The sequence below is a fragment of the Teichococcus deserti genome (assembly GCF_001982615.1).
GTDB lineage: Bacteria > Pseudomonadota > Alphaproteobacteria > Acetobacterales > Acetobacteraceae > Pseudoroseomonas > Pseudoroseomonas deserti.
Genome location: NZ_MLCO01000177.1, coordinates 1 through 11,244, shown reverse-complemented (window position 1 = coordinate 11,244; position 11,244 = coordinate 1). Strand labels below are relative to the sequence as shown.

Here is an 11,244-nt window from a genome sequence, read left to right as displayed (position 1 = left end):
AAGCGTCAACCCGGGATGGTCCGGCGCAGCTCGGCCGCGGCGGCCAGCAGCGCCGGCAGCAGCCGGTCCTGCACCACCGCGTCGCTGGCCCGCGCCGTCTGCACGCCGATATTCATCGCCGCGACGCAGCGGCCGCGCTGGTCGCGCACCGGCACGGCCAGCGACCGCAGCCCGAGCTCCAGCGCCTCCTCGACCAGGGCATAGCCGCGGGCGCGGGCCTCGGCGACGGCGGCGCGGATGGCGGGGCGGGTGGTGCGGGTATGGGCGGTCAGCGCCTCGGGGGTGAGGCTGGCCAGCAGGTGCTCCATCGTGCCTTCGGGCAGGGCGGAGAGCAGGGCGCGGCCCAGCGCGGTGCAATGCGCCGGCAGCCGGCTGCCGACCGAGAGGCTGACCGACATGATCCGCCGGGTCGAGGCGCGGGCGACATAGACCACCTCGGCCCCGTCCAGGATGGCGGCGGAGCAGCTTTCGCCGGTGGCCTCGCGCACCGCCTCCAGCTGCGGCTGCAGCAGCTCGGGCAGGCTGGCGCTGGACAGCCAGGCGCCGCCGAGGCGCAGCACCCGCGGCGTCAGCCGGAAGCCGCGCCCGTCGCTTTCGGCATAGCCGAGCTCGACCAGGGTCAGCAGGCAGCGTCGCGCGCTGGCCCGGGTGAAGCCGGTGGCGCGGGCGATCTCGGCGATGCTGGCGCGGGGGCGGGTCTGGTCGAAGGCCTCGATCACGGCGAGGCCGCGCGACAGGCCCCCCAGCAGGTCGCGCGGCTCGGTTTTCTGCTTCATGCGCGCGCCCTCGTCACCTCGGCCGCGACCTGGACCAGCTGGGCGCGCAGCCAGGCATGGCGCGGGTCCTGCTGGTCGCGGCGATGCCAGGCCATGTAGAGCGGCAGCTGGTCGAGCGGCTCCTCGCTGTTCCCCAGCAGCGGCGGCAGCTTCACGCTGGCCAGCCCCGCCAGCCCGCCATGCCGCAGCAGCCCGGGCAGGGTGGCCAGCATCTCGCCGCCGCGGAGAAACGCAAAGATGCCGGTGAAGCCGGGGACGCGCAGCGCGATGTCGCGGGTGATGCCCTCGGCCTCCAGGCGACGGTCGAATTCCAGCGGCTCGCCCTCGGGGTGCAACACCGTGATGTGGCGCGCGGCCAGATACTCGGCCGCGTCGCGGGGGGCGGCGCGGCAGGCCGGGTCGTAGAAGCAGGCATAGCGGTCGGTCAGCAGCCGCTTCTGCAGGATGTCGGTGCCGGCTGGCGGGATCGGGGTAATGATTAGGTCGCAGCCGCGCTCCCGCAGCAGCGCGGCCGAGGGCGCGCCGGAGGGCACCACCAGCAGGCTGACCGAGGCGACGGTGGCGCGCAGCCGGGCGAAGAAGGCCGGCAGCAGCAGGTCGCGCTGGAAGTCGTTGGCGGCGATGGTCAGCGACAGCCGGGCGCGCTCGGGCAGGAAGTCGGCCGGCCGCGCCAGCCCCTGCAGCCCGTCCAGCAGCGCCTGGGCGGGGGCTGCCAGGCTGCGGGCATGCGGCGTTGCGGTGATGCCGCGGCCGGACTTGACGAAAAGCGGGTCGCCCAGCAGCCCGCGCAGCCGGATCAGCCCGTGGCTGGCCGCCGACTGGCTGAGGCCGAGCCGCGTTGCAGCACCGGTGACCGAGCCTTCCTCCAGCACCGCCAGGAACAGGCGCAGCGCATGGCCATCCAGCGCCAAAGCATCGATTCCATTCATGCATCATATGCTAGCAACCCGGTTCCTTCATGGAAACGCGCAGCGCAGACTGGCGGCATGCGGGGCCCCTGCCCGCGGAGGAAACACGATGTCCCACACCACGCTGCCCGCGGGTGGCGGCTCCAATTTCGGCCCTGGCGCGGCGGGCAACGTCATCAAGCGCGACCGCGCGCTGCATGCCCCCGCCTTCACCCCCGGCTACAAGACCAGCGTGCTGCGCAGCCCGCGTTTCGCCCTGGTCTCGCTGGAACCTGGGCCGGGCGAGAATGCCGGTCCGCGTTTTGACGGAAAAATCCTGGCGCCGCTGGAGAACGACCTGATCCGCAACTACGCCAAGACCGGCGAGGCGGTGGGCGAGCGGATCATCGTCTTCGGCAGGGTGCTGGACGAGACCGGCCGCCCGGTGCGCAACACCCTGATCGAGGTGTGGCAGGCCAATGCCGGCGGGCGCTACCGGCACAAGAACGACGCCTACCTCGCGGCGCTGGACCCGAATTTCGGCGGCGCCGGCCGCTGCATGACCGATGACGACGGCAACTACTTCTTCCGGACGATCCGGCCCGGCCCCTATCCCTGGCGCAACCACGGCAGCGACTGGCGGCCGGCGCATATCCACTTCTCGCTCTTCGGCGATGCCTTCGCGCAGCGTCTGGTCAGCCAGCTCTATTTCGAGGGCGACCCGCTGGTGCCGCTCTGCCCGATCCTCGGCACCCTGCCGGACCAGGACGCGCGGGACCGGCTGGTGGCGAAGCTGGACATGAAGATGAGCGTGCCCTTCGACTCGCTGGCCTATCGCTTCGACATCGTGCTGCGCGGAAGGCGGCAGACCTTCTTCGAGAACAAGCCGGAGGGGCACTGAGCCATGCCGATCGAGTACCTGAAAGAGACCCCGTCGCAGACCGGCGGCCCCTATGTCCATATCGGCACCATGCCGGCCTTCGCCGGCCTCGAGATCCGGCAGGAGGAGCAGCAGCACGTTATCCCTGGCCCGGGTGAGCGCGTGCGCCTGGTCGGCGTCGTCTGGGACGGCTCCGGCCACCCGCTGCGCGACGCCATGCTGGAGCTGTGGCAGGCCGACAGCGCCGGCCGCCACAACGCGCCGGATTTCTCTGGCTGGGGGCGGGCGGCCGCCTCGTCGGAAACCGGCGAATGGGAATTCGACACCATCCGCCCGGGGGTGGTGCCCTGGCGCGACGGCACGCCGCAGGCACCGCATGTCTCGCTGCTGATCTTCGCCCGCGGCATCAACATCCACCTGCACACCCGCCTCTACTTCCCCGAGGACGAAGCGGCGCTGGCCGCCGACCCGGTGCTGCGGGCGGTGGAGCAGACCGGCCGCCGCGCCACCCTGGTGGCCAGGCGGGTGGAGGGCGGCGACGTCCCCACCTATCGCTTCGACATCCGCCTGCAGGGCGAGGGCGAGACCGTTTTCTTCGACATGTGAGCCCGGCTGGACCCTGGCCGGCGCGGAAGACTGCCGACCAGGGTCTAGCTTGTTGTTTGGGCGAGTGATTCACGCCTTTCGGCGATTCCGTCCCAGGCGATCACAGGCTAGCCTCCTCTCCAGGACACCGGGGAGGAGGCTGGATGCCGCGCAGGACGCAGGTAGGGATCATCGGCTGCGGCCCGGCCGGGCTGTTCCTGGCGCATCTGCTGGCCCGCGCCGGCATCGACAGCCTGATCCTGGAGGCCCGGTCCCGCGCCGCGGTGGAGGGCACCATCCGGGCCGGCGTGCTGGAGCATGGCGTGGCGGCGCTGATGCAGGAGCTCGGCCTGGCCGGGCGCATGCTGCGCCAGGCGGACCGCCACGCCGGCATCACCCTGCAATGGCGCAGCCAGCGGCTGCATCTGGATCTGGCGGCGCTCACCGGCGGCAAGGCGGTCACCGTCTATGCCCAGCACGAGGTGCTGAAGGACTTGGTCGCCGCCCGGCTGGCGGCGGCGCCGGGTTCCATCCTGTTCGAGGCCCCGGCGCGGGCGGTGGAGGGGATCGAGGGCGACCACCCCGCCATCCTCTTCGAGACGGCGGAGGGCGGCGCCGGGCGGCTGGACTGCGACCACATCGTCGCCGCCGACGGCTTCCACGGCATCGGCCGCGGCGCCATCCCGGCCTCGATCCGGCAGGAATACGGGAAGACATATCCCTATGGCTGGCTGGGGGTGCTGGTGGAGGCGCCGCGCTCCTGGCCCGAGCTGATCTATGCCAGCCAGGGCGACGGCTTCTCCCTGCTGTCCACCCGGTCGCCGACGGTGCAGCGGCTGTACCTGCAATGCGATCCGGCCGATCCGGTCGAGGCCTGGGACGATGCCCGCATCTGGCGCGAGCTCGGTTCCCGCCTGGCGACCGATGGCTGGACGCTGACACAGGGAAAAATCTTCCAGAAATCGGTGATCCCGCTGCGCAGCTTCGTCTGCGCGCCGCTGCGGCATGGGCGGCTGTTCCTGGCGGGGGACGCCGCGCATATCGTGCCGCCCACCGGGGCCAAGGGGCTGAACCTGGCGGTGGCCGACGTGCTGGTGCTGTCGCGCGCCCTGTCGCGCGCCATCCATCGCGGCGATGCCAGCGGCCTCGACGCCTATAGCGACACGGCGCTCGCCCGCGTCTGGCAGGCGCAGCGCTTCTCCGCCTTCATGACCCGCATGCTGCATCGCGACCCGGGCGAGACGCCCTTCGACACCCGGCTGCGCGAGGCGCAGCTGGAGCAGATCGCGCTGTCCCCCGCCGCGGCGACGGCGCTGGCGGAGAATTACGTGGGCCTGCCGTTTCCGGCAGAGGATTAGGCCGCCCTCACGCCCCCACCCGGCTGTCCTCGGCCAGCAGGCGGCGGCGGGGCAGGGTCAGCCAGGCGCGGGCGCCGATGCCCTGGACGGCCTCGATGGTCAGCTCGCCCTCATGGGCGTGCAGCAGCTGGCGGGCGACCATCAGGCCGAGATTCAGCCCGCGGGTGCCATGGCCGTCGCTGGCGGCGCCCAGGTCCTCGGCGGCGAGGCCGGCGCCTTCGTCCTCCACGGTGATGGCCACCGTCTCGGCGCTGCGGACCAGCTGCAGGGCGATGGCGTCGCCGTCGCGGGTGTGGCGCACGGCCCGCGTCAGCACCTGCACCAGGGCGCCGCGCAGCGCCCGCGGATCGGCCAGCAGAACGGCGCTGTCCAGACCCTCGCCCAGGCGGAACTCGCGGCGGCCAGGGGCGAGGGTGAGGGAGACCTGCTCGATCGCCTGGCGCAGCAGCGGCGCCAGCGGGGTGGGGCTGTCCCGGACCACGCGCGGCCCGGCCTGCTGGGCGGCGACGTCGTGCACGTCGGCGGCCAGGCAGAGCAGGGCGCGGGCATGGGTCTCGAGCTGCGGGTCGGGATGGGCGGTGGAGCGGCCCATCAGGGTCAGGCCCAGCCCGCGCAGCTCCTGGGCGACCAGGTTGAACTGGCGGCTGCGGTCGGAGAGCTCATGCGCCATCCGGGCGGCGCGGGCCTCGGCGCGGCGGCGGCGGAAGGCCTGCCACAGCAGCAGCGCAGCCAGCGGCGCCAGGAAGAGGGGGATCGAGAGCCAGTAGGACGACATGCGCTCATGCTGCGCGATGCCGACTAAGGCTTCGTGAAGATGGAACACGAAAACGCGCTGAACTTGCGTTCAGCGCGTTTCAAAGTCTCGCAATCCAGCGTGCTGCCCCGTCGAGGGCAGCACAACTGGAGGAAATCAGGCGGCGACCGGGGTCGCGGCGGCCTTCTTCTCCTGCGCCTTCTGGATGCGGCGCTTCAGGGTCAGCGCCTCCGGCGGCAGGTTGCGGTTCGGCGTGCCGAGCAGGAAGGAGTCCAGGCCGCCATTGTGCTCCACGGTGCGGATGCCGTTGGTGGAGATGCGGATCTGCACGGAGGTGCCGAGCACGTCGGAGAAGAACGAAGTCTCCTGCAGGTTCGGCAGGAACCGGCGACGGGACTTGTTGTTGGCGTGGCTGACGTTGTTGCCCGTCAGCACGCCCTTGCCGGTGATGCCGCAACGGCGAGCCATGGCGCTACCCTTCAAAAGACGATCGGGGTCGCGGCAGGCCGCGGACCCAACATGAAAAACAGACGGGGCGTATGGCCCGGCGCCTGGGGAGAGTCAAGGATTCGAGCAGCCCGCCCGGCCCTGCCGCCCCGAATTTAGGAGCTTGCCCTCAGGAATTCGGCACCGACTGGCGCATTTCCGCGAGCTCCCCGGATTCAACCGAGGCCAGCGCGCTGCGCAGCACATTGGCGATGGCCTCGTCGCGCATGGTCCGCGCCATCAGCCCGAGCGCACCGCCGAGCAGGGCCGAGGCCACCGAGATCGGCGCGATCTTCTGCTCGAGCATGTATTCGATGGCCTTGTCCACCACCGAGCCGGCATGGCTGAGGTCTTCGGGGGCCACGCCCTGGGGGTCGAGTTGCATCTGCTGCCCTCCTGATACGGTCAGTCACACTCGGGGCAGGACATAGTCAAAGCCGCGCCCCGGCAAAAGGCCCCCGCCGCGCAGATCAGCCGCGCGCCCTGGCAAAAAGACCTGCCGCGCGGACAAGGCCGCGCGGCGGGAGTAGCGCGTTCAGGCCCGCGGGTCGTGGGCGGGGGCGCGGCCTTCGTCGGCCTCGACCCCGGCGGCACGGGCGGCGGCCTGGGCGGCGGCGGCGGCCTCGGCGGCGGCGACCGCCTCGGACTGGCGGCGCCACATCTGGGCGTAGAGGCCACCCTTGGCCATCAGCTCCACATGGCCGCCGCGCTCGGCGATCTGGCCGTCCTGCAGCACGATGATCTCGTCGGCCTCGACCACGGTGGACAGGCGATGGGCGATGACCAGCGTGGTGCGGCCGGTGGAGACCCGCTTCAGCGCCGCCTGGATCTCCTGCTCGGTGCGGGTGTCGAGGGCGCTGGTGGCCTCGTCCAGGATCAGCACGCGCGGATCCTTCAGGATGGTGCGCGCGATGGCCACCCGCTGCTTCTCGCCGCCGGACAGCTTGAGGCCGCGCTCGCCGACCCGGGTGTCGTAGCCCTCGGGCAGCTTCATCACGAAGTCATGCACCTGGGCCAGGCGGGCGGCGGCCTCGACCAGCTCGGGCTCGGCATCGGGCCGGCCATAGGCGATGTTGTAGCGGATGGTGTCGTTGAACAGGACGGTGTCCTGCGGCACCACGCCCACGGCCTGGCGCAGGCTTTCCTGGGTGATGCCGGCAATCGGCTCGCCGTCCAGCAGGATGCGGCCCGCTTGCGGATCGTAGAAGCGGAACAGCAGGCGGGAGATGGTCGACTTGCCGGCCCCCGTCGGACCCACGATGGCCAGCGTCTTGCCCGCGGGCACGGTGAAGGAGACGCCCTTCAGGATGGTGCGGTCGGGGCGGTAGCCGAAGCGGACGTCGTCGAAGACCAGCTCGCCGGGGCCGGCCTTCAGCGGGCCAGCGCCGGGGGCGTCGGCCACCTCCTGCTTCTCCCGCATCAGGGTGAACATCTCCTCCATGTCCACCAGGCCCTGCTTCAGCTCGCGATAAACGAAGCCCAGGAAGTTGAGCGGCAGGTAGAGCTGGATCAGGTAGGTGTTGACCAGCACGAAGTCGCCCACCGTCATCCGGCCGGAGGAAACCCCCTGGGCCGCCATCAGCATGACGGCGGTCAGGCCGATGGCGATGATCGCCGCCTGGCCCATGTTCAGGTAGTTCAGCGTCACCTCGGAGCGGGTATAGGCCTGCTCGTAGCGCGCCAGCGTCGCGTCGTAGCGCCGCTCCTCATGCTTCTCGTTGCCGAAATACTTGACCGTCTCGTAGTTCAGCAGGCTGTCGATGGCCTTGGTGTTGGCCTCCTGGTCCATGGCGTTCATCGCCCGGCGGAAGCGCAGCCGCCAGTCGGTGAAGATCAGGGTGAAGGCGATGTAGAGGCCGATGGTGCCCAGCGTCACCAGGGCGAAGGACAGCTCGAACATGCCCCACAGGATGCCCGCCACCAGCAGGATCTCGATCAGCGTGGGCACGATGTTGAACAGCATGAAGTCGAGCACGAAGTTGATGCCGCGCGTGCCGCGCTCGATCACCCGGCTCATGCCGCCGGTCTGCCGGTCCAGATGGAAGCGCAGCGACAGCGCATGCAGGTGGCGGAAGACGTTCAGGGCGATGACGCGCCCCGCCCGGGCCTGGACCTTGGTGAAGATGGCGTCGCGCAGCTCGGCCATCCAGGAGCTGGTGACCCGCAGCAGGCCATAGCCCAGGATCAGCGCGACCGGCACGGTGACCATGGCCGCCGCCGTGCCGGCCTTGGGGCCAAGCGCGTCGACGGCGCGGGCATAGACGATGGGCACGATCACATTGGCGCCCTTGGCGGCCACCATCAGGATCAGGGCGACGACGACGCGGGCGCGCAGCGCGGGCTGGCCGGGCGGCCAGAGATAGGGGGCGAGCGTCAGCAGCGTGGCAAAATGGCCGCGCGGCCGCGGCGTCCCGGGCGGGGAAGCTGTCACGGGGGGGTAGTCTCCAGTTGTCCCGCGTTACATGGCCGGAGTTGCCGGGGCGGAAAACCCCATCGGCATGACAACCCGGCCATGAAGCGGGGCCATGGCCGGGCTGCACCCCTCTTGCCTCCGCGCCGCGGCAGGGCAAGACAGGGGGCATGGATGGATTTGCCCGGCATATCGCCGCCTGCAACAACCTGGCCTCGCCGGCGGGTTATGTTCCGTTTCGCATCGGCGCCGAGCAGGTCGGCTGGCTGGAGCCCGACCTGGCGCGTTGGCTGGCCTATCGCCCGCGTGACTTCCATTTCGACGCCGAGGGCGTGTCGCTGCCGGCGCGGCTGCGCAGCCGGGCGGCCCGCGAATCGATCCTGGCGGACGCCGCCATGGGGCTGGAAAAGGCCGGCTACCTGAAGCTGCGCGACGAGCTGTTCGACGTGCGGGCGACGGTGGACGGGCCGGTGCTGGCGACGCTGGACCGCGGCGCCATCCCGGCCTTCGGGGTGATCGCGCAAGGCGTCCACCTGAACGGGCTGGTGCGACGCGCCGACGGGCTGCATCTCTGGCTGGGCAAGCGCTCGCGCGCCAAGGCCATCGCCCCCGGCGAATGGGACAACATCGTCGCCGGCGGAGCGCCGGCCGGGCTGACCATGGAGGAAACCCTGGTCAAGGAGGCCTCGGAGGAGGCCGGGCTGGCGCCGGAGCTCACCGCCCGGGCCCGCCGGGTCAGCGCCCTGTCTTATGTGATGAAGACCGGGGAGGGGATGCGGCGCGACACGCTGCATGTCTTCGACCTCGACCTGCCCGAGGATTTCGAGCCGGTGCCGCATGACGACGAGGTCGAGCGCTTCGAGCTCTGGCCGATCGCCCGCGTGCTGGAGCTGGTGCGCGACAGCGACCAGGTGAAGTTCAACGTCAACCTGGTGCTGATCGACCTGTTCCTGCGCGAGGGGCTGATCGACGCCGCCAGCCAGGAAGGCCGGGTGATGGCGGCGTCGCTCAAGGCCTGATCACGCCGCCCGGATATCGCCGAGAAAGCAATCCATCCTGCCGCGCAGGTCCTCGGCGCGGCGGGCCAGCTCGCCGGCGGCGGCGCGCACCTCGCCGGCGGCGCTGCCGGTGCGGCCGGCATCCTCGCTGACGCCCTCGGCGTGGCGGGAGGCGGCCTGGGTGCCGCGGGCGGCCTCGGCCACCGCGCGGCCGATTTCCTGGGTGGCCTCCGCCTGCTGGCCGGCGGCCTCGGCGACATGGGCGGTGGCGGCGTTCAGCGCCTCGATGATGCGGGCGATGTCGCCGATCGCCTGCACCGTGCGCTGGGTCTCGGCCTGCATGGCGCCGATCTGCTGGCCGATTTCTTCCGTCGCCCGCGCCGTCTGGGTGGCGAGGTTCTTCACCTCGGAGGCCACCACGGCGAAGCCTTTCCCGGCCTCCCCGGCACGGGCGGCCTCGATCGTGGCATTGAGGGCGAGAAGATTGGTCTGGCCGGCGATGCTGCTGATCAGCCCGACCACCTCGCCGATGCGGCCGGCGGCGTCGGCCAGGCCGCGCACCGTCTGCTCGGCGCGGCCGGCGGCGCCCTCGGCGGCGCGGGCCTGGGCGGCGCCGTCGCGCACCTGCCGCGCCACCTCGGCGATCGAGGCGGTCAGCTGCTCGGTCGCCGCCGCCACGGTCTGGACGTTGCCGCTGGCCTGGCCGGCGGCGCCGGCCACCGCATCGGCATGCTCGCGTCCGTTGGCGGCGATGCCGGCCATGCCGGCGGCGGTGGCGTCCAGCTGGGTGGCGGCGGCGGCGACGACGCGCAGCACGCCGGCGGTGTCCTCCTCGAAGCGGGCCAGCAGGGCCGAAACCCGCTGCGCCCGGGCCAGCTCGGCGCGCTGGCCCTCCTGCTGCGCCGCCTGCATCTCCAGCCGCTGCTCGGAGCCCTGGCGCAGGGTCTCGACGGCGCGGGCCATGGCGCCGAGCTCGTCGCCGCGCTGCCGGCCGGGGATGTCGAGCGCCAGCTCCCCCTCCGCCAGCCGGCCGAGCAGCCGGGTCAGCCCGTTCAGCGGCCCGACCAGCCGGCGCAGCAGCAGCGCGAGGCTGCCGGCGGCGATGGCCAGGATCGCCAGCAGCATGGCGCAGGCGACCAGGAAGCGGCTTTGCGCCGCGCCGGCATTCTCCGCCGCCGTGCGCAGCGCGTCGTCGAGGGCCACGTCGCGCAGCGCCAGCAGCTCGGCCTGCATCGGCGTGGTCCAGCGGCGCATGGCCGCGATCTCCTCCGGCCAGTCGGGCAGGCCGCCGGCCCAGGCGGGCAGCACCCGGTCCAGCAGGGCGCGCAGCCGGGGCAGCACCGTCTCCTGCATCAGCGCGGCGTGGCGGCGGAGCGCCGCCTGCAGCGCGGCATTGTCGGCCATCATGGCGGAGAGCCGCGCCGCCTGGGCGGCGGCGGCCTCGGCCCGGCCCAGATGGCCCAGCACCGTCTCGTAGCCGGCGCGGTCGATCGGCCGCCCGGCGCGCCAGCCCAGGATGGCGGCGACGCTGCGGCCGACATAGTCGCGCTGCTCCATCACGGCGGTGGCGAGCTCGACCGGGGGCAGCAGCTCGGGCTGCAGATCGGCCAGCCGGTTGGTCACCTGCGCGCCCAGCCGGGCCAGCCCGCCGACCAGCGCCACCCGCGCCTCGGCCAGGTCGGCGGGCAGGGCGGCATCGCGGGCGGCGGGGGGCTGCGACCAGCCGGTTTCGGCGCGGCTGCGCAGGCCGCCCAGGCGCGGGCCGACCTGGCGGGCCAGGGCCAGCTCCGGCGGGTCGGCTGGTGTGGCGGCGGGCAGGCCGGCCAGCAGGGCGGCCAGCAGCCGGTCGGTGACGGGAGCGGCCTGGCGCAGCGGGGCCAGGTCGGGCTGGGCGGCCAGGATGCTGGTGCTGAGCTGGCCGATCTCGACGGCCAGCGCCGTCTGCAGCCGCTGGGTGGCGCTGATCAGCGCTGCGTCCTGCCGGGCGCGGACCGCGTCATCCCAGGCGCCGTAAGCCCGCGCCGCCAGCCAGGCACTCGCAACAATGCCGGGCAGGCTGACCACGCCGAAGCCGGCCAGGAACAAGGTCCGGATGCGCATCGCCTGCCCC

11 protein-coding genes are annotated in these 11,244 nt (G+C 72.3%); 4 read left to right on the top strand and 7 right to left on the bottom strand.

The annotated features are described in order from the left end of the window. Positions 1 to 5: 5 nt before the first annotated feature. A complete protein-coding gene (locus tag BKE38_RS17450) occupies positions 6 to 776 on the bottom strand; it encodes an IclR family transcriptional regulator domain-containing protein (RefSeq protein ID WP_076958552.1) in 771 nt (256 codons plus the stop codon). Beyond that, positions 773 to 1,705, bottom strand: coding sequence for a LysR family transcriptional regulator (locus BKE38_RS17445; protein ID WP_076958551.1), 933 nt, complete (start codon positions 1,703 to 1,705; stop codon positions 773 to 775). Before BKE38_RS17445 ends, BKE38_RS17450 begins: the two co-directional genes overlap by 4 nt. Before the next feature lie 88 nt (positions 1,706 to 1,793). Here BKE38_RS17445 and pcaH point away from each other — a divergent pair, with 88 nt between their 5' ends. The 3 genes from pcaH to BKE38_RS17430 all read left to right on the top strand — a co-directional run bounded on the left by pcaH (position 1,794) and on the right by BKE38_RS17430 (position 4,486). Continuing rightward, on the top strand, positions 1,794 to 2,564 hold the full coding sequence (pcaH, locus tag BKE38_RS17440) for a protocatechuate 3,4-dioxygenase subunit beta (RefSeq protein WP_076958550.1): 771 nt from the start codon (positions 1,794 to 1,796) through the stop codon (positions 2,562 to 2,564). A gap of 3 nt (positions 2,565 to 2,567) precedes the next feature. Further along, positions 2,568 to 3,149, top strand: coding sequence for a protocatechuate 3,4-dioxygenase subunit alpha (pcaG, locus tag BKE38_RS17435; RefSeq protein WP_076958549.1), 582 nt, complete (start codon positions 2,568 to 2,570; stop codon positions 3,147 to 3,149). Between the two features lie 143 nt (positions 3,150 to 3,292). Next, positions 3,293 to 4,486 carry a 4-hydroxybenzoate 3-monooxygenase gene (locus BKE38_RS17430; protein WP_076958548.1) on the top strand — a complete coding sequence of 398 codons (1,194 nt, stop codon included), beginning with the start codon at positions 3,293 to 3,295 and terminating at the stop codon, positions 4,484 to 4,486. A 7-nt stretch (positions 4,487 to 4,493) separates the two neighbouring features. On the opposite strand, the gene BKE38_RS17425 is transcribed toward BKE38_RS17430, so the two are convergent. The 4 genes from BKE38_RS17425 to BKE38_RS17410 form a co-directional block, all read right to left on the bottom strand. Beyond that, positions 4,494 to 5,261, bottom strand: a complete 768-nt coding sequence (locus BKE38_RS17425) for a sensor histidine kinase (protein ID WP_076958547.1) — start codon at positions 5,259 to 5,261, stop codon at positions 4,494 to 4,496. Between the two features lie 135 nt (positions 5,262 to 5,396). After that, positions 5,397 to 5,708 carry a 50S ribosomal protein L28 gene (gene rpmB / locus BKE38_RS17420; RefSeq protein ID WP_076958546.1) on the bottom strand — a complete coding sequence of 104 codons (312 nt, stop codon included), beginning with the start codon at positions 5,706 to 5,708 and terminating at the stop codon, positions 5,397 to 5,399. A 148-nt stretch (positions 5,709 to 5,856) separates the two neighbouring features. Next, complete coding sequence (locus BKE38_RS17415) at positions 5,857 to 6,111, bottom strand: hypothetical protein (protein WP_076958545.1); 255 nt, start codon at positions 6,109 to 6,111, stop codon at positions 5,857 to 5,859. Between the two features lie 150 nt (positions 6,112 to 6,261). Next, on the bottom strand, positions 6,262 to 8,157 hold the full coding sequence (locus BKE38_RS17410; RefSeq protein WP_076958544.1) for an ABCB family ABC transporter ATP-binding protein/permease: 1,896 nt from the start codon (positions 8,155 to 8,157) through the stop codon (positions 6,262 to 6,264). Between the two features lie 149 nt (positions 8,158 to 8,306). Here BKE38_RS17410 and BKE38_RS17405 point away from each other — a divergent pair, with 149 nt between their 5' ends. Continuing rightward, positions 8,307 to 9,155: an NUDIX hydrolase gene (locus tag BKE38_RS17405; protein ID WP_076958543.1), complete on the top strand. Its 849-nt coding sequence runs from the start codon at positions 8,307 to 8,309 to the stop codon at positions 9,153 to 9,155. Here the strand turns inward: BKE38_RS17405 and BKE38_RS17400 are convergent. Further along, the coding region (locus BKE38_RS17400; protein WP_076958542.1) for a methyl-accepting chemotaxis protein at positions 9,156 to 11,244 on the bottom strand (2,089 nt) is incomplete at its 5' end.

Excerpts from the sequence above, each read along its gene's own strand:
- BKE38_RS17450 (WP_076958552.1), bottom strand. The coding sequence starts at position 776 with ATGAAGCAGAAAACCGAGCCGCGCGACCTGCTGGGGGGCCTGTCGCGC.
- BKE38_RS17445 (WP_076958551.1), bottom strand. The coding sequence starts at position 1,705 with ATGAATGGAATCGATGCTTTGGCGCTGGATGGCCATGCGCTGCGCCTG.
- pcaH (WP_076958550.1), top strand. The coding sequence starts at position 1,794 with ATGTCCCACACCACGCTGCCCGCGGGTGGCGGCTCCAATTTCGGCCCT.
- pcaG (WP_076958549.1), top strand. The coding sequence starts at position 2,568 with ATGCCGATCGAGTACCTGAAAGAGACCCCGTCGCAGACCGGCGGCCCC.
- BKE38_RS17430 (WP_076958548.1), top strand. The coding sequence starts at position 3,293 with ATGCCGCGCAGGACGCAGGTAGGGATCATCGGCTGCGGCCCGGCCGGG.
- BKE38_RS17425 (WP_076958547.1), bottom strand. The coding sequence starts at position 5,261 with ATGTCGTCCTACTGGCTCTCGATCCCCCTCTTCCTGGCGCCGCTGGCT.
- rpmB (WP_076958546.1), bottom strand. The coding sequence starts at position 5,708 with ATGGCTCGCCGTTGCGGCATCACCGGCAAGGGCGTGCTGACGGGCAAC.
- BKE38_RS17415 (WP_076958545.1), bottom strand. The coding sequence starts at position 6,111 with ATGCAACTCGACCCCCAGGGCGTGGCCCCCGAAGACCTCAGCCATGCC.
- BKE38_RS17405 (WP_076958543.1), top strand. The coding sequence starts at position 8,307 with ATGGATGGATTTGCCCGGCATATCGCCGCCTGCAACAACCTGGCCTCG.